At 72.3% G+C, this 20,945-nt stretch carries 18 protein-coding genes; 7 read left to right on the top strand and 11 right to left on the bottom strand.

What is annotated here, in order from left to right; all coding sequences use genetic code 11:
• Window positions 1-15 precede the first annotated feature (15 nt).
• Genes AB0M43_RS14070 through AB0M43_RS14080 form a run of 3 tightly spaced genes read left to right on the top strand, consistent with a single transcriptional unit; the run spans window position 16 to window position 4,301 of the window.
• Entirely contained in the window at window positions 16-2,640 is a 2,625-nt protein-coding gene (locus tag AB0M43_RS14070) for a glucosidase (RefSeq protein ID WP_363724579.1), read from the top strand.
• An 8-nt stretch (window positions 2,641-2,648) separates the two neighbouring features.
• On the top strand, window positions 2,649-3,722 hold the full coding sequence (locus AB0M43_RS14075; RefSeq protein WP_363724442.1) for an ATP-dependent DNA ligase: 1,074 nt from the start codon (window positions 2,649-2,651) through the stop codon (window positions 3,720-3,722).
• A gap of 9 nt (window positions 3,723-3,731) precedes the next feature.
• On the top strand, window positions 3,732-4,301 hold the full coding sequence (locus AB0M43_RS14080; protein ID WP_363724444.1) for a type II toxin-antitoxin system PemK/MazF family toxin: 570 nt from the start codon (window positions 3,732-3,734) through the stop codon (window positions 4,299-4,301).
• A 107-nt stretch (window positions 4,302-4,408) separates the two neighbouring features.
• Here the strand turns inward: AB0M43_RS14080 and AB0M43_RS14085 are convergent, their stop codons facing one another.
• Genes AB0M43_RS14085 through AB0M43_RS14100 form a run of 4 tightly spaced genes read right to left on the bottom strand, consistent with a single transcriptional unit; the run spans window position 4,409 to window position 9,160 of the window.
• A complete protein-coding gene (locus AB0M43_RS14085; protein ID WP_363724446.1) occupies window positions 4,409-6,157 on the bottom strand; it encodes a beta-N-acetylhexosaminidase in 1,749 nt (582 codons plus the stop codon).
• On the bottom strand, window positions 6,157-6,993 hold the full coding sequence (locus AB0M43_RS14090; protein WP_363724448.1) for a carbohydrate ABC transporter permease: 837 nt from the start codon (window positions 6,991-6,993) through the stop codon (window positions 6,157-6,159). The genes AB0M43_RS14085 and AB0M43_RS14090 overlap by 1 nt, the downstream gene beginning before the upstream one ends.
• Window positions 6,990-7,889 (bottom strand): sugar ABC transporter permease, encoded by a 900-nt coding sequence (locus AB0M43_RS14095; protein ID WP_363724450.1) that lies wholly within the window; start codon window positions 7,887-7,889, stop codon window positions 6,990-6,992. The genes AB0M43_RS14090 and AB0M43_RS14095 overlap by 4 nt, the downstream gene beginning before the upstream one ends.
• The gene (locus AB0M43_RS14100; protein ID WP_363724452.1) at window positions 7,886-9,160 is read right to left on the bottom strand and encodes an extracellular solute-binding protein; all 1,275 of its coding nucleotides are present in this window, start codon (window positions 9,158-9,160) and stop codon (window positions 7,886-7,888) included. The genes AB0M43_RS14095 and AB0M43_RS14100 overlap by 4 nt, the downstream gene beginning before the upstream one ends.
• A 126-nt stretch (window positions 9,161-9,286) precedes the next feature.
• Between AB0M43_RS14100 and AB0M43_RS14105 the strand changes: the two genes are divergently transcribed.
• The 4 genes from AB0M43_RS14105 to AB0M43_RS14120 all read left to right on the top strand — a co-directional run bounded on the left by AB0M43_RS14105 (window position 9,287) and on the right by AB0M43_RS14120 (window position 13,021).
• Window positions 9,287-10,060 (top strand): IclR family transcriptional regulator, encoded by a 774-nt coding sequence (locus tag AB0M43_RS14105; protein WP_363724453.1) that lies wholly within the window; start codon window positions 9,287-9,289, stop codon window positions 10,058-10,060.
• An 865-nt stretch (window positions 10,061-10,925) separates the two neighbouring features.
• Window positions 10,926-12,044: an MFS transporter gene (locus AB0M43_RS14110; RefSeq protein WP_363724455.1), complete on the top strand. Its 1,119-nt coding sequence runs from the start codon at window positions 10,926-10,928 to the stop codon at window positions 12,042-12,044.
• 172 nt (window positions 12,045-12,216) lie between these two features.
• Complete coding sequence (locus AB0M43_RS14115; RefSeq protein WP_363724457.1) at window positions 12,217-12,777, top strand: NAD(P)H-dependent oxidoreductase; 561 nt, start codon at window positions 12,217-12,219, stop codon at window positions 12,775-12,777.
• Between the two features lie 94 nt (window positions 12,778-12,871).
• A complete protein-coding gene (locus AB0M43_RS14120) occupies window positions 12,872-13,021 on the top strand; it encodes a hypothetical protein (protein ID WP_363724459.1) in 150 nt (49 codons plus the stop codon).
• Between the two features lie 82 nt (window positions 13,022-13,103).
• Here the strand turns inward: AB0M43_RS14120 and AB0M43_RS14125 are convergent, their stop codons facing one another.
• The 7 genes from AB0M43_RS14125 to AB0M43_RS14155 all read right to left on the bottom strand — a co-directional run bounded on the left by AB0M43_RS14125 (window position 13,104) and on the right by AB0M43_RS14155 (window position 20,886).
• Entirely contained in the window at window positions 13,104-14,318 is a 1,215-nt protein-coding gene (locus AB0M43_RS14125) for a biotin carboxylase (RefSeq protein WP_363724461.1), read from the bottom strand.
• 342 nt (window positions 14,319-14,660) lie between these two features.
• Window positions 14,661-15,788, bottom strand: a complete 1,128-nt coding sequence (locus tag AB0M43_RS14130) for a lactonase family protein (protein ID WP_363724463.1) — start codon at window positions 15,786-15,788, stop codon at window positions 14,661-14,663.
• 175 nt (window positions 15,789-15,963) lie between these two features.
• Window positions 15,964-16,350: a VOC family protein gene (locus AB0M43_RS14135; protein WP_363724465.1), complete on the bottom strand. Its 387-nt coding sequence runs from the start codon at window positions 16,348-16,350 to the stop codon at window positions 15,964-15,966.
• Window positions 16,351-16,498: 148 nt separating this feature from the next.
• Window positions 16,499-17,590 carry an endonuclease/exonuclease/phosphatase family protein gene (locus AB0M43_RS14140; RefSeq protein WP_363724467.1) on the bottom strand — a complete coding sequence of 364 codons (1,092 nt, stop codon included), beginning with the start codon at window positions 17,588-17,590 and terminating at the stop codon, window positions 16,499-16,501.
• A 23-nt stretch (window positions 17,591-17,613) separates the two neighbouring features.
• A complete protein-coding gene (locus tag AB0M43_RS14145) occupies window positions 17,614-18,558 on the bottom strand; it encodes a UbiA prenyltransferase family protein (RefSeq protein WP_363724469.1) in 945 nt (314 codons plus the stop codon).
• Window positions 18,536-19,576: an NAD-dependent epimerase/dehydratase family protein gene (locus AB0M43_RS14150; protein WP_363724471.1), complete on the bottom strand. Its 1,041-nt coding sequence runs from the start codon at window positions 19,574-19,576 to the stop codon at window positions 18,536-18,538. Before AB0M43_RS14150 ends, AB0M43_RS14145 begins: the two co-directional genes overlap by 23 nt.
• Complete coding sequence (locus AB0M43_RS14155; protein ID WP_363724581.1) at window positions 19,570-20,886, bottom strand: aspartate aminotransferase family protein; 1,317 nt, start codon at window positions 20,884-20,886, stop codon at window positions 19,570-19,572. The genes AB0M43_RS14150 and AB0M43_RS14155 overlap by 7 nt, the downstream gene beginning before the upstream one ends.
• Window positions 20,887-20,945: the final 59 nt, after the last annotated feature.

The following is a 20,945-nucleotide window of genomic DNA, read 5'->3' on the forward strand; positions in this document are numbered from 1 at the left end:
ACCTCCACCGACGACGTGCACCTTGCCGAACGCCGCCGGCTGACCGAGGCCGACGAGTCCGGGGTCCCGTGGCGTGCCTGGGGCCCGTACCTGGCCGAACGCGCCTGGGGCACGGTCCGCGAGGACTACAGCGAACACGGCAACGCCTGGGAGTACCTGCCGCACGACCACGCCCGGTCCCGCGCGTACCGGTGGAACGAGGACGGCATGGCCGGGGTCTGCGACGACCGGCAGCGGTTCTGCTTCGCCCTCGCGCTGTGGAACGGGGTGGACCCGATCCTCAAGGAGCGGATGTTCGGGGTCGGCGGCGACGGCGGCAACCACGGCGAGGACGTCAAGGACTACTGGTGGTACCAGGACTCGACGCCCACCCACTCGTGGATGCGCTGGCGGTACCACTATCCACAGCGGCCGTTCCCGTACGACGACCTGGTCGCGGTGAACGGGTCCCGGGGCCGCGAGGACACCGAGTACGAGCTGGTGGACACCGGGATCTTCGACGAGGACCGGTACTGGGCCGTCACTGTCGACTACGCCAAGGACTCCCCCACGGACCTCTGCGTGCTGGTCACCGTGGCCAACCGGGGGCCGGAGGAGGCCACCCTGCACGTGCTGCCGACCTTGTGGTTCCGCAACACGTGGTCCTGGGGCACCCCGTTCCGGGACCGGGTGCCGACCATCTCCGGGGAGGGCGGCCGGCTCGTGGGCCGCCACCAGCTGCTCGGCGAGATCACGCTCGCCGGGGACGGCGACCCGGGCCGGCTGTTCTGCGACAACGAGTCCAACGCGCCCCGGCTGTGGGGCCAGGAGCCCCGGACGGCGTACCCGAAGGACGGGATCAACGACCACGTCGTGCACGGCGCGGACACGGTCAACCCGGAGCAGGAGGGCACCAAGGCGGCGCTGCACTACACGCTGACCGTGCCGGCCGGCGGCGAGACCCGGATCCGGCTCCGGCTCAAGCTGACCGGCGCGCTGACCGGCACCCCCGGCGACCGCGCCTGCGACCTGGGCGCGGGCTTCGACGGGGTACTGCGCGACCGCCTGGCCGAGGCCGACGCCTTCTACGACGCGCTGATCCCCCCGCACGCCAGCCGCCCGGAGCGCGCCGTGGCCCGGGCCGCGTTCGCCGGCCTGATGTGGGGCAAGCAGTTCTACCACTTCGACGTCGCGCGCTGGCTGACCGGCGACCCGACCTCGGCCCCGCCGCCGGAGGGCCGGCACCGCAACGTCAACTGGTGGCACATGCACTCCGCGGACGTCATCTCGATGCCCGACCCGTGGGAGTACCCGTGGTACGCGGCCTGGGACCTGGCGTTCCACTGCGTCACCCTCGCCCGGATCGACCCGGCGTTCGCCAAGGAACAGGTGCTGCTGCTGCTCCGCGAGTGGCACATGCACCCCAACGGGCAGATCCCCGCCTACGAGTGGGCGTTCGACGACGTGAACCCGCCGGTACACGCGTGGGCGGCCCTTCAGGTGTTCCACCTCGACGGGGCGCGCGACCACGACTTCCTGGCCCGGGTGATGCACAAGCTGCTGATCAACTTCACCTGGTGGGTGAACCGGAAGGACACCACCGGCAACAACGTCTTCGAGGGCGGCTTCCTCGGCCTGGACAACGTGGGCCCGTTCGACCGGTCGGCGGCGCTGCCCACGGCCGGGGTGCTCGAACAGTCCGACGGCACGGCCTGGATGGCCATGTACGCGCTGAACCTGTTCGACATGGCGCTCCTGCTGGCGGTGCGCGACGCGACGTACACCGACATCGCGACCAAGTTCTTCGAGCACTTCGCCTACATCGCGGCGGCGGCCTACCACCAGGACCTGTGGGACGACAAGGACGGCTTCTTCTACGACGTACTGCACCTGCCCGACGACAGCCGGCTGCCCCTGAAGGTGCGCTCGGTGGTGGGCCTGCTGCCGCTGTGCGCGACGACCACCCTGGACTCGGTGACCGTGTCCCGGCTGCCCGACCTGGCCGCCCGGTTGCAGTGGTTCGTGACGAACCGGCCCGAGTACGCCGACCTGATCGGGGTGCACCGCGCGTACGAGGCCGGGCACCAGCAGCGCCTGCTGTCCGTGGTCGGGCCGACGAACCTGACCCGGATCCTCAGCGTGATGCTCGACGAGGACGAGTTCCTCAGCCCGCACGGCCTGCGCACCCTCTCCCGCCGGCACCTGGCCGACCCGTTCTCGGTGACCCTGGGCGGCACGGACTACACCGTCGGGTACGAGCCGGCCGAGTCGAGCAGCGGCCTGTTCGGCGGCAACTCCAACTGGCGCGGCCCGCTGTGGATGCCGATGAACTACCTCCTGATCGGGGCGCTGCGCGGGTTCGGCGAGTTCTTCGGTGAAGAGCTGGAGGTGGAATACCCGACCGGCAGCGGCTGGACCGTCACCCTCGACGCGGTGGCCGACGACCTGTCCGACCGGCTGATCAGCCTGTTCGTTCCGGACGCGCACGGCCGCCGCCCGATGTACGGTGCGTGCGAGCTGTTCCAGAGCCATCCCGACTGGCGGGACCTGGTCGTCTTCCCCGAGTACTTCCACGGGGACAACGGGGCCGGCCTCGGCGCGTGGCACCAGACCGGCTGGACGGCCCTGATCGCCGACCTGATCCTGACCCGACGACGGTAGGAGCACCGATGGACCTGCCCGTGATGCCGCCGCTCCTGCCCATGCTCGCCAAACCAATTCAGCGGATTCCCAGTGGTCACTATTACGAGCCCAAGTGGGACGGCTTCCGCGCGATCGTGTTCCGCGACGGCGACGAGGTCGAGATCGGCAGCCGGAACACGAAGTCCATGGTCCGGTACTTCCCCGAGGTGGTCGAGGCGGTGCTGGCCCAGGTCCCGGCGCGCTGCGTGCTCGACGGGGAGATCATCGTCGCGTCCACCCACCACTCCGGGCTGGACTTCGAGGCGTTGCAGCAGCGGATCCACCCGGCCGCGTCCCGGGTGAAGCTGCTGGCCGGCACGACCCCGGCACTGTTCGTGGCCTTCGACCTGCTCGCCCTGGGCTCCGCCAGCCTCATGGACCAGCCGTTCAGCGACCGCCGCGCCGCCCTGGAGGACGCCCTGGCCGGCCTCGACGGCCCGGTGCACCTGACCCCCACCACCACCGACGAGACGGTGGCCGCGCGCTGGTTCGAGCAGTTCGAGGGGGCCGGGCTCGACGGCCTGATCGCGAAGAAACCCGATCTGGGGTACCAGCCGGACAAGCGCCTGATGTCCAAGGTGAAGCACGAACGCACCGCCGACTGCGTGGTCGCCGGCTACCGGGTGCACACCTCCGGCCCGGGCGTCGTCGGCTCCCTCCTCCTCGGCCTGTACGACGCCGACGGCACCCTCGCCTCCGTCGGCGTGATCGGCGCGTTCCCGATGGCCCGCCGTCGCGAACTCTTCGAGGAGCTCGCCCCGCTGGTCACCGACGCCGCCGACCACCCGTGGACCCGCGCCGCCCAGGAGTCGGGCACCCGCACCCCGCTGGAGGCCGAACGCAGCCGGTGGAGCGCCACCAAGGACCTGTCCTTCGTCCCGCTGCGCCCCGAACGGGTCGTCGAGGTCGCCTACGACCACATGGAGGGGCTCCGGTTCCGGCACACCACCCAGTTCCGCCGCTGGCGCCCGGACCGCGACCCGCGCTCGTGCACGTACGCCCAGCTGGAGGAACCCGTGCGCTTCGACCTCCGGGAGGTGCTGGCCGCCGGTTCCCGATAGGGTGCCGCCATGCGCACCCTGTGGAAAGCCGTCACCGCACCGTTCCGCCGGAAGCCCGCGCCGACCGCGCAGCCGGGGTCCGGGGCCAGGCCGGGTCCGACCGGCAAGCCGGGCCCGAAGCCGGGTCCGAACGCCGGGGGCCGGCCCACGCCCGGGTCCGTGCCGGGCGCCGGCCAGCGCGCCAAGGCCCGGCCGGGTCCGGTGCCCGCCGGTGGCCGCCAGCTCGGCTACGCCCCCCAGCTCGACGGCCAGGCCGACCCGGGCGAGATCGTGTGGACCTGGGTCGAGTACGAGGACGACCCGTCGCAGGGCAAGGACCGCCCGGTACTCGTCGTCGGCCGGGACCGCGACCAGCTCCTCGGCCTGATGCTGTCCAGCCAGAGCGAACGCGACGGCCAGCGCGGCTGGTTGGCCCTCGGCCCGGGCAACTGGGACCGCGAGCAGCGCCCGAGCTGGATCCGCCTCGACCGGGTCCTCGACGTGCCGGAGGCCGGGATCCGACGCGAGGGCGCGGTCCTGGACAAGTCCCGCTTCGACCAGGTCGCCCGCGAACTCCGCGCCAACTACGGCTGGGCGTAACCGCACCTCCCGGCGCCGGTCACCTCAGGGTGGCCGGCGCCGCCGCTGTCTCGACGCGGGCCGAGTGCGTGGCCAGGGCGACCTGCGACGCCGAGGTCACCGGGCACTTACGATCTCGGCCCGTTGACCATAATGTCCAGTTCGGCCTCGCGGTCGGCGCGCTCCCTCGGCCAGCCGGGCGCGTCCGGCCGGCGCTGCCACGGAAGCGGCCCGTCCTCGGGGCGGTACTCGACCCCGAGTGCCGCCAGCCGGGGCAGGTGCGCGGCCAGCCGGGTCCGGAAGTCCGCCAGGTCGCGGCCCGCCCCGCTCCACACCACCTCGGCGAGCGCGCACAGCCGGGGGAACACCATGTAGTCCACGGCCCGGGTGCCCGGCATGTGTTCCGTCCACACGTTGCACTGGGCGCCGAGGATCCGGTCCGGGTGGTCGGGGGCCAGGGCGGCCGGGTCGAAGGCGTACACGTCGTCGAGGGTGAGGACCGTGCCGACCGGGATCGGCTCGTCCGGGTCGGCGGACTGGCGGTAGTCGAGGTAGGTGGACAGGTCCGGGCAGGCGACGACGTCGTGGCCGGCCCCGGCGGCGGACCGGGTGACGCCGGGTCCCCGCCAGGCGGCGACGGTCACGTCGGCGGGCGCGCCGCCCTCCAGGATCTCGTCCCAGGCGTAGGCGCGCCGGCCGTGGGTGGCGAGATGGTCCACGAGGCCGCGCACGAAGGCCCGGCGGGCGTCGGCCGGCTGGTCGGGCGGGCACTCGTCGCCGCCGATCCCGATCAGGGTGCCGGGGAACAGCGCGCACACCTCGTCGAGCACGTCCCGGCAGAACGCGAGCGTCTCCTCCGTCAGCGCGATGCCGTGCGGGGACAACCCCCACCCCGTCTTGACGGGTACGGCCTCCGCCGCGTTGTCGTCGGGCTGGACGGCTCCGGCCGGGATCCCGTTCCGCTGGGCGGTCGGGTCGGAGCCGCCGTCCTCCGGGGCCGCCGAGCCGGGGGCCGTGGTCCCGCGGGCCAGCCACGGGTACGCCGCCACCGCCGCCTGGGTGTGCCCCGGCAGGTCGATCTCGGGGACGACGGTCACGAACCGCGCCGCCGCGTACCCGACGATCTCTCTGAGGTCTTCGGCGGTGTAGTGCCCGCCGTGCGGTCGGCCGTCGTGCCGGCCGTGCTGCCGGGAGCCGACCATGCTCTCGGTGCGCCAGCCGCCGACCTCGGTGAGCAGCGGGTACTTCGCGACCGGGAACCGCCAGCCCTGGTCGTCGGTGAGGTGCAGGTGCAGCACGTTGAGCTTGTGCGCGGCGAGCAGGTCCACGAACCGGAGCACGTCGGCCTTGGGCATGAAGTGCCGGGCGACGTCGAGCATGCAGCCGCGCCACGGGAAGCGGGGCGCGTCGCGGACGGTCACGGCGGGCACGTGCCACGGTCCGCCGGCCACGGGGGCGCGGCGGAAGGCGGCCGGCGGCAGGAGCTGGCGCAGGGTCTGCGCGCCGTGGAAGACCCCGGCCGGGTCGCCGCCGAGCAGGGTGACCCCGTCGGGGGTGACGACCAGCAGGTACCCGGAGGCGGGCAGCGCCGGGTCGAGGGCCAGCGCGATCTTCGGGCGCGCGGGAACGGCCCGACCGCCTGATGACTCGTGGCCCGGCGGCACGGGTTGACCACCCTGCGACCCCGGACGCGTGCCCCGGCCCGGTGGCTCCGGGGGCGTCCCGGCGGGCGGCAGCCAGCAGCCCAGGGCCGGCCCCAGTTCCCCGCGCAGCCAGTGCGCGACCCCGTCGAGCCCCTCCCCCACGGACAGCGCGACGGACGGGGTGAGCGCGAACTCGCCCTGGCCCCAGGTGACCGAACCCGGCAGCGGCAGCATCAGTCCTTCACCGCCCCGCCGAGGCCCGAGACCAGCCGGCGCTGGACGAGGACGAAGAAGATCAGTACCGGAATGGTCAGCAGGGTGGACGCCGCCATGATGCCGCCCCAGTCGTTCTCGTCGGGTTTGACGAACATCTGCAACGCGGCCGGCAGGGTCTGGTTGTCCTTGGCGCTGATGATGAACGTCCGGGCGAAGATGAAGTCGTTCCACGCCGTGATGAAGGAGAACACGCTGGTCGCGGCCAGGCCGGGCGCGGCGAGCGGGAACGTGATCCGCCACAGCACCGTGAACCGGCTGGCCCCGTCGACCAGGGCGGCCTCCTCCACGGCCTCGGGCACGGCGGCGACGAACCCGCGCATCATCCAGATCGCGAACGGCAGCGAGAACGCCAGGTGCGTGATCACCAGCGCGCCGAGGGTGTTCAGGCCGACGCCGGGCACGGTGCCGCCGAGGTCGCGGATCAGGAAGAACAGCGGGATGGTCAGGGCCTCCACGGGCACCATCTGCGCGATCAGGAACATCACGAGCACCGTGGTGCGGCCCCGGAACCGGAACCTCGTGAGCGCGACGGCCGCCAGGAACGCGACCACCCCGGACAGTACGACGACGGAGACGGCGACGATCAGGCTGTTGACGAAGTACCGGCCGAAGTTCTCCTGGCTGAGCACCCGGGTGAAGCTGTCCAGGCTGGGGTGCCAGGTCCAGGGCCGGACCGCCGTGGACGTGATCTCGCCGGCCGGCTTGAACGCGGACAGCAGCATCCAGTAGATCGGGAACACGGTGACCAGGGCGACGAGGATCGCGGCCGTGTTGGCCAGGGGGCGACTTCTCATAGTTCCTCCCCCTGACGGCGGATCGCGCGGACGTAGAACAGGGTGACCACGAGCAGGATCAGGGTCATGACGACGCCGATCGCCGAACCGAGGCCGTACTCGGAGGAGCCGAACGCCTTCTGGTACGCGTACACGTTGAGCACCAGGTTCTGGCCCGCGATCCCGCCGCCGGTCATCACGTAGATCTGGGTGAAGATCTTGAAGTCCCAGATCACGGACTGGATGACCACGATGGTGATGATGGGCCGCAGGATCGGCACGACCACCTTCCAGAACTGCTGCCACACCGTGGCCCCGTCGATCCGGGACGCCTCCAGCACCGAGTCGGGCACGGCCTTGATCCCGGCGTACAGGCTGACCATCACGAACGGGAACGAGTGCCAGACGACCGTGGCCCCGACCAGCGCGAACGCCGAGTACCGGTCGTAGAGCCAGTTGTGCCCGCCGATCCCGAGGGTCTGGTTGACCAGCCCCAGGTCGGTGTCGAACAGGAACAGCCACACCGTGGAGCCGGTCATCGCCGGGGCCGCCCAGGCCGCCATCGCCGCCAGGGACAGGCACAGCCGGGGGATCCGGCCGACCCGGGTGAGCAGCACCGCGAGCGCCGCGCCGACCGCCAGGGTCGCGAGCACGCACGCCGCCGCGAACCAGACCGTGGTGCTGAGCACGTTCCAGAACTGCGGGTCCGACAGCAGCGTCGTGTAGTTGTCCGCGCCGACGAACTCGGCGGGCTGCCCGCCGGAGACCTGCGGCTGGCGGTAGTCGAAGACCGAGATCAGGCCCAGCTGGTACAGCGGGTAGCCGAACAGCGGGACCAGCACCACGGCGGTGGGCAGCAGGTACAGCAGCGGCAGGAACCGCCCCCGCCTGCTACCCACCCGGACCGCGGTCGTCATCGGCCGAAGGCGCCGTTGATCGCGGTGTTGGCCTCCTCGGTGGCCTTGTCGACGCTGGCCTGCCCGGTGACGATCTTCTGCAGCATCGTCGGGATGACCTTCTGGCTGTCGACCTTCACCCACGCCGGGTCCAGCGGCACGAACCGGGTGCCGGCCGAGGCGGTGGCGAGGAACGGCTTGAGGAAGGCGTCCTTGCCGGCCACGTCGGCGAGCGCGGCGGAGCTGGTCGGCAGGTTACCCATGGCCTCGTACATCTTCGTCTGGTACTTCTGGCCGCCGAGCAGCTTCGTGAACTCCACGGCCAGGCTGCGCTTCTTCGTGCCTTTCAGCACGCCGAGGTTGTTCCCGCCGGCGAACGCGGGGGCCACCGAGCCGGGCTTGGCCCCGGGCAGCGGCACGACCGCGTACTTGCCCTTGGCCGCGCCGGCCTCCACCGCGCCCTTGTTGAAGTTGCCCAGGATGGCCATGCCGGCCTTGCCCGTGGCGAACAGTTCGGCCGTCTTGCCGCCGGTCAGCCCGGCGCAGGCCTGGGCGGGGCAGGTGGCGAACAGGTCGGTGTAGGCCTTGACGCCGGCCCGCGACTCGGGCGAGCTGATCGCCCCGGTGTACTTGCCGTCCTTCTTCGCGGCCACGTCACCGCCGGCGTCCCAGACGAACGGCAGCGCCCCGAAGGTGTACTCGCCGCCGACCGCGATGCCGTAGAGCTCCGGCTTGGCGGCGCGGATCCTCGTGGCCGCCGCCGCGAGCTCGGCGTAGGAGGTCGGGGGCGCGATGTTCAGTTCGGTGAACACGTCGGTGCGGTAGTAGAGGGCGCGCAGGCCGACGTACCACGGCAGGCCGTACAGCTTGCCGTCGATGGTGGCGCTGCCCAGCAGGTCCTTGGAGATGTCCCCGCCGGTGACATCCTTGGTGAGGTCGGCGAACCCGCCGGCCGCGACGTAGTCGGCCACGTCGGTGTTGCCGTACTCGGCCACGTCCGGGGCGCTCGCCGGGTCGCTGAAGGCACCCTTGAACTTCTCGTGCCGGGTGTTGTTGGTCGGGATGTAGGTGATCTCGACGGTGACGCCCTTGTGCGCGGCCGTGAACTCGTCGACCGCCTCCTTGACGACCTTCTCCTTCGGCGGCTGGTTGGGCTCCTGGAAGAGCCACACCCGCAGGGCCCCGGTCTTCTCGTCCACCCCCGCGTCCTTCTGCGGCGCGGCCGAGGGCGGGGCGCAGGCGGCCAGCAGGGCGCCGGCGGCGACCAGCGCGGCCCATCTCACGATCTTCACGGGGTACCTCCAGGGGGGCGTCGTTCCGCTGGGCGGAAACCTAGACACCCCGCGCCGGCACGGACAAGGTTCTGCCTCAATCGTTCTGCTATGCAAAACGTGGTGCCGAGGAAGTAGGGTCCTGGCATGACCGAGCGCAACCAGTCCTCCTCGCTCCGCCGCGCGCTCGCCGTGCTCAGCCACGTCCGGGAGCACGCCGGGGTCGGCCGGGGCGTGTCGCTGACCGAGCTGGCCGAGGCCCTCGACCTGTCCAAGAGCACCGTGTTACGCCTGGCCACGCCCCTGCTGGAGGCCAGCCTGCTCGCCCGGGACCGCGACACCGGGGCGTTCCGGCTCGGGCACGGCGCGCTCGTCCTCGGCCAGGCCTATCTCTCCACACTGGACCTTCGGGCCATCGCGTCCGAGGAGGCGCACCGGCTGATGCGCGAGGTCCGCGAGACTGTGCACCTGTGCGTGTACGACGCCCCGAACGTCGTCTACATCGACAAGGTGGAGAACCAGACGAACCTGCGGATGGCGTCGCGGGTCGGCAGCCGGATGCCCGCCTACTGCACGGCCGTGGGCAAGGCGATCCTGGCCTGGCTGCCCGACGAGGCCATGGTTCCCGTGGTCGCCGCCGGCATGCCGCCCCTCACCCCGCACACCATCACCGACCCCGACGCGCTGCGCGCCGAACTCGGCAAGATCCGCACCCGGGGGTACGCCGTGGACGACCGGGAGAACGAACAGGAGGTCCGGTGCGTGGCGGCCCCCATCTTCGATCACTCCAATATGGTGATCGCCGCGATGTCGGTGTCCGGGCTGACCTCGCGGATCACGCCGACCCGGGCCCGGGAGCTGGGGGCGACGGTCACGGCCGCGTGCCTGCGGATCTCGCGGGGGTTGGGTTCGACCCGGTAGAAACCTTTGACGGGTACCGGTTCCGGGCGAGTGTCCAATTTCGGGGATCCCCATCGGGGCGGGTGGCGCGGGCGGGGCGACAGCCCGGAGGGCCCGGCTGGGCGCGCGGGTCGAGATCGGTTCACGCGCGGATCGGGATGTCCGCGGGCCCGGGGCAGGGAAGCGGAGACGGTCGCCGCGCGGGTCCCGGACGTCGGACTGGTCCGGGCGGGGCGGCCCTAGGACGGGGCCGGATTCGGGGCGGGGGAAGGGATCGGCCACCAGGCCAGGGGTAGAACCACCGGATGCCGGGGCGGCGGTAACCGTCGGCGACGGCGGCGGCGCGCGTCGTCCGCGGCTGCCCACCGCGCCTCGATGTCCGCGATGAGCGCGTCCACCGGTTCCGGGACCCTGTCGGCGGTCATGGTGCGGAGGTTACAGCCACAGAACAGGGCATGAGGGATGAATCACGCGAACTCCGAAATGATCGGCTGGGTATCGTCACGGGCATGCGGAGACACGGGCGGGAGCCCCAGCCGGGCGTACCCGACAAAGGGGTTCTGCCCGTGACGACCGGAAGGTTCCGCGCGGGCCGGGGCCACGCGGCTGCGGCCAGGTGCGCGTCACCGCCCCGGCCCCGCCGGGGTCCGGATATCGCGATCGCGGGTGGGGCGCGGATCCTGGTGGGACGGGGAGAAGGACCTGACGCCCTGCCGGGTGGGACCGCGCCTCGGACCCCGACCCTGGCGGGGTGGAGTGAGGGACCTGACGCCCTGCCGGGTGGGGCCACGCCTCGGACCCCGATCCGGGCCGGGTGGAGTGCCGATGCCCTGTCGGGTGGGGCCGTGCCCGGGGCGCGGTACCGCGGGGACGGGCGGGGTCCGGCATGAGTCCGCGGTGGGCGGTGCTGGCCGTGTTCGCGGTGCACGGGACCGTGTCCGGCAGTCTCGCCGCCCGGATGCCGTGGATCGCCGAACACGTCGGCGCGGGCCCTGGACAGCTGGGCGTGGCCCTGACCATGCCGGCCGTCGGCGCGCTCACCGCGATGCCGTTCGCCGGCCGGATCGTGGCCCGGCTCGGCGGCCGGCGCGCCACCCAGGTACTGATCGCCGCGTGGGCCGCCGTCCTGGTCCTGCCCGCCCTCGCCCCCACCCTGCCCGCCCTGTGCGCGGCGCTGCTCCTCGCCGGGATGTGCGCCGGCACCGCCGACATGGCCATGAACGCCGAGGGCGTCGCCGTCGAGAAACTCCTCGACCGGCCCGTCCTGTCCGGCCTGCACGGCGGCTGGAGCGTCGGCGGCCTGCTCGCGGGCGGACTCGGCGCGCTGCTCGCCCGCGCCGGGGTCGACGCCCGGGCACACTTCGCCGTCCTCGGCGCGGTCCTCGTCGTCCTCGGCCTCGTCGCCGGCCGGTCCCTGCCCCCGGGCCCGGCCACCCGCGAACGGACCGCGTTCGCCCTGCCCCGGGGCGCCGTCCTCGCGATCGGGCTCGTCGGGTTCTGCGCCGTGTTCGCCGAGACCGCCACCGCCGACTGGTCCGCCCTCTACCTCGTGCGGGTCCTCGGCTCCGACCAGGCCACCGGCGCCCTCGCCTACGCCGGGTTCGCCGCCGCCATGACCTGCGCGCGCTTCACCGGGGACGCCGTCGTGCACCGGTTCGGTCCCGTCCGCACCACCGCGGTCGCGGGCGCGGTCGGCACCCTCGGCGGCGTCCTGGTCGTCGTCGCCTGGGCGCCCTGGCTGGCCGTGGCCGGGTTCTCCCTGATCGGACTGGGGATCGCGACCGTGGTGCCGTTGGCGTTCTCGGCGGCCGGGCGCACGGGCGGGTCCGGCGCCTCGGGCACGCACGCGATCGCGGGCGTGGCGACCATCGCGTACGGGGCCGGGCTCGCCGCGCCCGGGGTGATCGGGGGCCTCGCGGACGTGACCTCGCTGACGGTGTCGTTCGCGGTGATCACCGGACTGGTGGCGGTGGTGGCCCTGTCCGCCCGCGTCCTGCGCACCTGACCGGGCCACGGATTCCGGCCCCGACCAGGCTCCGCGCGTCCCCGGGCCGTGACCTGCGGCGGAGCCCCCGGGGCTCCCCGGTCGGGCGTCCGATGCCCGTCGCCGACTTGACTTCCAGTCCGGTTGAACTTCTACGGTGGCTCCCGACCGACCCCCCATTCGAGGAGCCCGCATGTCGCAGTCCACGATCCGTCTCGCCGTCGTCATCGGCAGTACCCGCGAAGGAAGGATCTCCCCCACCGTCGCCCGCTGGTTCGCCGAGCAGGCGGCCCTGACCTCCCGGTTCGAGATCGACCTCATCGACGTCGCCGACGTCGCGGTGTCCGCCGACATGAGCGGCGGCCCGACCGCGGTGGCCGACCGGATCGACGCGGCCGAGGCGTTCGTCATCGTGACCCCTGAGTACAACCACAGCTTCCCCGGCCCGCTGAAGAGCCTGATCGACGCCCACAAGCCCGAATGGCGGGCCAAGCCGGTCGGCTTCGTCTGCTACGGCGGCGTCTCCGGCGGCCTGCGCGCCGTCGAGCAGCTCCGCCTCGTGTTCACCGAACTGCACGCCGTCTCCGTCCGCGACACCGTCAGCTTCCACGGCGTGTGGAGCCTGTTCGACGCGGAGGGCCAGCTCGCCGAGCCCACGGCCGCCGAGGGCGCGGCGAAGCTGATGCTCGACCAGCTGGCCTGGTGGGGCGAGGCCCTCCGCGACGCCAAGGCCCTCCGCCCGTACGGCGCCTGAGCCCCGTCAGGCCGGGCCGGTCACGTTCGGGGCCGGTGCCGGTGCCGGCCTGATCGTGACCGGCGTCGGGCCGGGTCGTGGCTAGTATCGAAGGATGACGACCAACTCTGAGCGGGACTTCAGCACTCTCCCGGAGCGGGTCCGCCCCGAGGAGATGGTCGGGACGAAGGACACCCGGGCCACCCGGGACCTCCCCGACGACGTCAACCCGACCCAGGACCAGGCCCTCCAGTCCGGCGGCTGACCCGTACGACGCCCGCCGGGAGGTGTCGGAGCCGCGATGCGGGCCCCGGCACCTCCCGCACGCGAGCCGTCGGCGGCCCCGGCTAGTCCGCCGGCTCGCTGGACACCGTGTACCGGGCCGCCACATCCATCACCTGCACCGCGACGGTCCGCGAGTCCGTGCCCACGAACCGGAACCGTCCCCCCGCGTACATGTACGAGATCTTGTTCCACACGACCGTGCCGACCGGGGGCACCACCTCGGCGTACAGCCCCGGAGCGCCGGCCATGCTCGGCGCGGCCGTGACCCGGTACGGCACGTCGGCCAGCGCCGGCACCAGCAGCTGCCCCGTGATCGGCTCGGCCGGCCCGAACTCCGGCACCTCGGGCAGCTCGGCGCACTGGAGCCGGAACTCCAGCTCCATCAGGTCGATCCCGTGCACCTCCCGCCACACGAACGGGATCTCCCCGCCGCCGGGCCGCCGGGCCACCTCCAGGAACACGCACTCGTTGTCGGGGGTGAGGAAGAGTTCTAGGTGGAACACCCACGGCTCTGCGCACATCCCCGGGATGATCCGGCCCAGGAACTCCGCCACGGCGGCCAGGCGCACCGGGTCGTCGAGTTCCACGGAGCCGACCGCCTCGCCGAGGGTGAACGCGAGCGGGCCGACGGTCGCCGAGCCCGGCACGTTCATGTACTCCGAAGCCAGCCACGGCCCCAGTTTCTCCCCGGTGTAGTAGCCGTCCACATGCAGCACGGTGTGCGGCAGGTAGCGCTGCACGACCAGCGGGGAGTCGGGGCTCGCGTGGATCTCCTGGTCGGGTCCGTCGAGGCGGGTCACGCCGGTGCTGCCCGCGCCGCGCAGCCGTTTCGCGATCACCGGCCAGCCGACCCGGGCCGCGAACGCGTCGAGTTCCGTTCGGGAGGTGACCAGGGCGTACTCGGGCACCGGCACGCCGACCGCCTCGGCCGCCCGCAGCATGTCGTGCTTGTCGAGGAACCGGTGCACGTCGGCCGTGCGGGGGCCGGGCGCGTCGAACTCCTCGCGCAGCAGCACCGCGACCGCGTGGTTCTGTTCGTGCAGGGCCACGACCAGCGCGGGCGGGCCGTACTTGTCGAGCGCCGGGTCGAGGGCGGCGCGGACCGTGGCGTGGTCGTGCAGGTCGGCGACGAGGAGGACCTCGGCGGCGGTGGGCGGCACGGCGGACAGGTAGGCGTCGATGGTCACGTAGGTGACGTGGTGGGTGTCGTGGTCGAGGTAGGCGGCGTAGTCGGCGAAGGGGCCGGTGAAACGGTTGATCACGATGACGTGCGACACGATGCCTCCACAGTGGAACCAGAACCCCGGCCATCCTGGCGGCCCCCTCCACAGACTGTCAAAACCCCCGATCAGAGGGGTACTCGCCGAAGGCCGCGCGCGACCCGGTGCGGAGTCCGCACGGAGTGGCTGCCGACCTGGGCGCCGGGACGGGTGCGGGTGGACCCCGGGACGGCGAGGGCGGGCGCGACCGGGTGCGGGTGGCGCCGGGACGGCGAGGGCTCGGGGTCATCGGGGTGCATGGTGCGCCGCGTGGCGGTGGGCCCCGTGCTCGGCATGTCGGGCGCGCGGGCGCTGGCCGGGTCGGGGCCCACCGTAACCCTCTGATCGGGGTTGGGGTTGTCAGGCGAGGAACTGGGTGACGGCCGGGGCGGCCAGGCGGCCGGCGAGCGGGCCCGGCAGGCCGGACGCGCGGTCCACGGGGAACCAGGTCACGTCGCCGGAGCGCTGGTTGGCCACGTGCAGCCACCGGCCGGACGGGTCGAGCGCCAGGTGCCGGGGCCAGTTCCCGCCGCAGGACGGGGTGGCGAGCAGCCGGAGCCGGTGGCCCTGCGGGGTGGCGCCGAACACGGCGACGCTGTTGTCGCCCCGGTTGGTGACGTAGACGAACCGGCCGTCGGGGGACACGGCGATCTCGCCCGGATAGTTGCGGGTGCCGGCCGGCTCGAGCAGCGGGTCCAGCACCTGCTCGACGGACAGTTCCCCGGACCGCCACCGGCACACGGCGACGGTGGAGTCCAACTCGTTGGCGACGTAGACGTACCCGCCGCGCGGGTGGAACACCAGGTGCCGGGGGCCCGCGCCGGTCCGCAGCCGGAACTGGCTCCGCTGCCGGAGCCGGCCGGCCTCCAGGGTGTACACGTAGATCGAGTCCAGCCCCAGGTCCACGGACAGCAGCCAGCGCCCCGACGGGTCGGGCACGATCTGGTGCGCCCGGGCCGCCGGCTGGCCCGGGCCCGGGACGTGGGTCGCCACGTCGGTGCGCGGGCCGACCCGGCCGTCCGCTCCCACCGGGTGCGTGACGACCGCGCCGCCGCCGTACAGGGACACGAACAGGTGCCGGCCGGACGGGTGCAGGGCGATGTGCGCCGGGCCCGCGCCGGTCGGCTGCTCGTTCAGCGGGGTCGGGCGGCCGGCGCGGTCGAGGCGGAAGGAGTGCAGGGTGCCTGCGGACTCGCTGATCGCGTACAGGGTGCGGCGGTCCGGGGCGGGTTCGAGCCAGGACGGGTCGGGGACGGCGTCGAGCCAGCCGGTGACGGTGGGGGTGCCGGTGGCCGGGTCGAGGGTGCCGGCGCCCAGGCCGTGGCCGCCGTCGGAGGTGTAGCTGCCCAGGTAGAAGGGGGGTCGGGGCGCGTCGGGGGCCGGGGCGGCGTGGGCGGAGGCGGGCATCAGCGCGCCCCCGGCCACAAGCGCGGAGCCCGCCGCGGCGGTGCCGAGGAGGGCGCGGCGGGACAGTTCGGTGGAGGGCATCGGACCGGTCCTCTCAGAGGTGTCACGATCAGCATGGAATGCCCCCGGTGTCTAACATGCCCCAGAATTGCCCGGCCCTCGCTTTCCGCCTGACGGAAAACCGGCCTCGACGGGTACGCGCCACGGTACGCGGTCCCGGCCACCCGCCGGCTCCGGTCCCGCCCGGCCCGGTCGGCTACCCCCCGCTCCCGTACGGCCGGGTGATGATCTCCATGTTGTGCCCGCTCGGGTCGAGGAAGTACGCGCCCCGGCCGCCGTCGTTCCGGTTGATCCGCCCGGCCTGGCGGCGCTCGGGATCGGCGTAGTACGTGACCCCGGCCTGCTCGATCCGCCCCATGATGGCGTCGAACTCCGCCTCGGACACCAGGAACGCGTAGTGCTGCTCGACGACCTCGGCGGGATCGTTGTCCCAGAAGTCGAGGGTGACCCCGTTGCCCGTCTGCACCGGGATGAACGGCCCCCACTGCCGGCCCACCTCCAGGCCGAGGAGGTCGGCGAGGAACGCGGCGGAGCGGCGCTTGTCGCGCACCTTGACGATGATGTGGTTCAACTCGATCGACATACCAGGATTGTCCCCGCCGGACGGGCCGCGTGCCCACCCGTCGACGGGACCGGGACGGCCACGCACCCCTCGACGAGACCCGGGGCGGCCGCACACTCGTCGACGTGACCCGGGGCGGGCGCCGCGCGCACGGCGCCCGCCCCGGGCGCTACGGCACCGACACCGTCAACTCCTGCGTCCGGTGGTCGCTCATCTCCCGCGGATCCCCGAACTCGTACCGGTGCACCTTCACCCCGCCCCGGGTGAACGCCCAGTCCAGCCGCCAGAACGGCATCCAGGTGTCGTCGCGCCAGCTCACCGGGTACACGGAACGGTTGGCCCGCAGCGCGTCGGTCGCCACCGAGGTGAGCCACCGCATGTCCCCCATCGCCGGGGTGGTGTTGAAGTCCCCGGCGACCAGCGACGGGTGCGGGTTGGCCTTCACGTCGGCGCTGAGCCCCTCGAACTGGGCCCGCCGTTTGAGGTCGTTGTCGTTGACGTCGAGGTAGAAGCCCGGGGAGACGAGGGTGCGCTGGCTGAGCTGCATCGGGATGTGCACGTTGTAGACGGACAGCGCCGAGCCGTTGTACAGCAGGTCGGTGCGCAGGACCTTGGCGGCCTCGAACACCTTCCACCAGTCCTCGTCGGGCAGCTCGCCCGGGTCGGGGCCCACCGGGCGGACGCCGAGCACCTTGAGTTTGGTCATGGTGAGCAGTTCGCCGCGGATCACGAGGTGGTAGCCGGGGAACTCCTGGCGGAGCCGGTGCAGGTCGGCGGCCGAGCGCGCGCCCCGCCACAGGCCGTCGACGCCGGCCCGGAAGTCCCAGTTGAGGTACTCCTGGAGCAGGTACACGTCGGCTTTCCGGCTCTTGAGGAAGGCGTAGAACTCGTCGGCCCCGTCGGCCTGGTTCCAGTACTCGGTGTTCCAGGAGAACACCTTGAGCGCGCCGGGCGGGGCGGGGCCGTCGCCGCCGCCGAGCACCGCGTGCGGGTTGAGTCCGCTGTGCGGGAGGCCGAGGAGCAGCGAGAACACGGCCAGCAGGACCGCCTTGCGGCGGCGCGCGGTGAACCGGGCCAGCCCCAGGAGCAGGACGGGCACGAGGACGAAGCCGAGCGGCGGGGCGATGTCGAACAGCAGCCACACCCAGAAGGTGCCGCTGAACGCCCACTGGGCGAGGACGTAGAGGAACCAGAAGGTGGCCAGCGCCGGGACCACCCGGCCCAGCCTCCGTTTCCGGGGCGGGGCCGTCGCGCGACGCATGCGGGGCCTGGACAGGACAGCGGTCACGACAGCAGCTCCGGATAGCGGGCCGCCACGAGGAACCCGGCGAGCAGCAGGCCCCACAGCAGCGAGTTGACGACGAGCACCCGGTCGCGGAGCAGCGCCCGCACGGGGTCGCCCTCCGACTGCCGGACGAGCACGCCCTGGAGGTAGCGGAACAGCCCGAACAGCGCGAACGGTACGGAGCACAGCATCGCGAGCTGGCCGTGCGCCCCGACGGGGGCCTCGTCGCGCATGTAGAGCAGGAACGCCATGCCGGTGAGTCCGGCGTTGAGGAGGAGCAGGTTGTCGATGAGGGGCAGCGAGTAGCCGCTGAGCGAGGGCCGGTGGTTGCGGCTGGCGACGACGAGTTCGTAGCGGCGTTTGCCCAGGCTGAGCAGCAGGCACAGGGTGAAGACGGAGACCAGCAGCCAGCCGGAGTAGCCGACGTCGAGGGCCACGTAGCCCAGGGCCATCCGGAGCAGGAAGCCGGCGGACACCACGAACACGTCGAGCAGCGGCAGGTGTTTGAGTTTGGCGCTGTAGGCGACGTTGAGGACGAGGTAGACGACGACGGGCCAGGCCTGGGCGGGATGGAGTGCGAGCAGTGCGGCCAGTCCGGCGCCGACCACCCCGGCGAAACCCCAGGCGACGGGTACGGAGATCCGGCCCGACGCCACCGGCCGGTCCCGTTTGCGCGGGTGGCCCCGGTCGCGGTGCCGGTCGGCGATGTCGTTGACGATGTAGACGAGCGCGGAGGCGGCGACGAACACGGCGACGGCCCAGGCCAGCCGGGTCAGGCCGGCGAGGTGCCAGGCGGGCGCGTCGATCAGGGCCAGGGGCACGACGAGCAGGTTCTTGGGCCACTGGGCGGGGCGGATCAGGGCGAGCAGGTCGGTGGCGAGCCGGACCCGGGGCGGGTCGCCCGGCAGGTCCAGGACGGTGCTAGAAGAGGAACTTGACGACACCGAGGGCCCCCTGCTTCCACGGATCTCGACTGGTGCGGCCACTGCCGCGCGGCCGGACCTCGGTCCGTTGTTCCCGCCACCACTCGTAGGTGCGCAGGATCGCGTCGGCGTTGGAGTACTTCGGGGAGAAGCCCAGCCGGTCGCGGGCCTTGTCGATGCTCACGTACGAGTCGGCCATCAGCTTGTGCAGCAGCCGGCCGTACACGGGCGAGAGTTTCGACTTCTCCAGCAGCGACAGGGCCGCCAGCGCCGGGCGGGCCGGCAGGGACACGACGCGTTTGCCGTGCCCGGCGGCGTCCAGGACGGCCTGGAAGTCCTCCCGCAGGGTGCCGAACTCGGCGGCCCCCACGTTGTAGGTGTCGTTGGCGATCTCGTCGGGTGCCCGGAGCACGGTGACGACCGCGTCGACCAGGTCGGCGAGGTCGAACATCTGGATCCGGACGTCCCCCTTGCCGAGGACGGGGAAGTTGTGCCCCTCCTCGGCCCATTCGAACAGCATCGAGAACAGGCCCATCCGCCCGGGCCCGAGGAAGGTCTTGGGGCGCAGGACGGGCAGCAGCATCCCCTTGTCGCGATAGGACAGTGCGAGTTTCTCGGCCTCGGCCTTGGCCCGGCTGTAGTGGTCGACGGGCAGGTACGGGTAGTCCTCCGGGGTGGGGACGACCGTGGGCAGGCCGTAGACCGCCGTGGAGGAGATGTAGACGAACCGGTCGACCCTGGCGGCGTGCGCGGCTTCGAGCACGGCCGTGGAGCCGTCCACGACGATCGAGCGGATCTGTTCGGCCGGGTAGCTGGGCAGGGCGGCGGCGCAGTGCACGACGGCGTCGACCCCGCCCTCGACGAACAGCTTCCGGAGCAGCGCGGTGTCCCGGATGTCGCCGACCACGTGCCGGAGCCCGGGGTCGTCGGCGGGGCGCAGGTCGAGCCCGATCACGTCGTACCCGTCGGAAACCAGTCTGTGAACGAGGTGCGAGCCGAGCATGCCGGCCGCGCCGGTGACGAGGATCCGGGCTACCACAGCGAGCCCACCTTCTGGGTGACGAACCGGCGGACCAGCCTGGCCAGGCCCTGCGACAGGGTCTCGTCGAGCGCGGCCACGAACCGTTCGGCCTCCTCGGGCGTCGCGACCAGCGGCGGGGCCACGACCAGCGGGTTCTTCCCGTTCAGGGTGTAGTAGGTGAAGATGTCGTGGTCGGTGTACAGCGCGTTGATCACCGAGGTGGTGATGAACTTCGTCCGGAACTGCGGGTCCTTGGCGATCCCGCCCGGGGCGAGCTTCGCCACCAGGTCCAGCAGTCTGGGACCGCCGTCGAGGAACACGCCCCACAGGGCGCCGGCCCCGGCGACGGAGGAGACGCTGTCGGGGTGGGCCTTGGCGATCCGTTCGAGGCCGGGCTGGAGCACGCGTTCGAGGTCGCGGGCCCGGGCCGGGTAGTCGTCCTCGACGGCCACGTTGATCGCCTCGATCGCGGTGGCGCACTCCTCGCCGAAGCCGTAGTACGTGGTGGAGGTGGACTGGACGAGGGAGTCGTTCAGGTTGTCGTAGGCCTTGCGGAACACCGGTTCGCGGGCCACGAACGCCGAGATCGAGGACTTGCCGCCGCCGAAGGACTTCGACGTGGTGACGACGTCGGGCACGAGTCCGGGGTAGCGCATGAAGTAGAACAGGCTGCCCGTCTTCCCCCAGCCGGTGTAGATCTCGTCGAAGACCAGCACGATGTTCTCCCGGGTGCAGATCTCGCGCACCCCGCGCAGGAACTCCTCCGAGCACCACCGGACCGTGGACGCGCTGAACGGCTCGATGAGCAGCGCGTAGATGTCGCCCTTGTGCGCGGCGACGAGCGCCTCGACGGAGGCCAGGTCGCCGTACGTGAACACCTGCACGCCGGGGATCCCCGGGAAGGCGAACGTGTTCTGCGACGAACCCGTCAGCGAGCCCGAGCCGAGCAGTTTGCCGTGGAAGCTGATGTCGGAGCGCAGGATCGTGTTCCGCTTCCCGCCGTGGTACTTGTACGCCAGCTTCACCGCCCCCTCCACCGCCTCGGCCCCGGAGTTCGGGAAGAACGACATGCTCAGGTCGCCGGGCAGCAGCTGGGCGAGGTTGTGCCCGAGGGCCGCCAGGTACGGCGAGAAGTAGGTCTTGTGCACCTCCATCCGCTGGTTCTCCTGGAACCGCCGCCGGGCGGCCAGGATCCGGGGATGGTTGTGCCCGTGGTTGAGCACCCCGACGCCCCCGGTGAAGTCGAGCACCTTCCTCCCGTCCTTCAAATGCAGGTAGGCACCCTCGGCGTGGTCGACGAGTTCCCGGCCGAAGCCGAAGGAGGTCATCAGCGACACCTGGGACCTGTTCACGTAGCTGCGGTACAGGTCGTGCACCTGCCTGACGT

This window comes from Longispora sp. NPDC051575, assembly GCF_040681875.1.
GTDB lineage: Bacteria > Actinomycetota > Actinomycetes > Mycobacteriales > Micromonosporaceae > Longispora.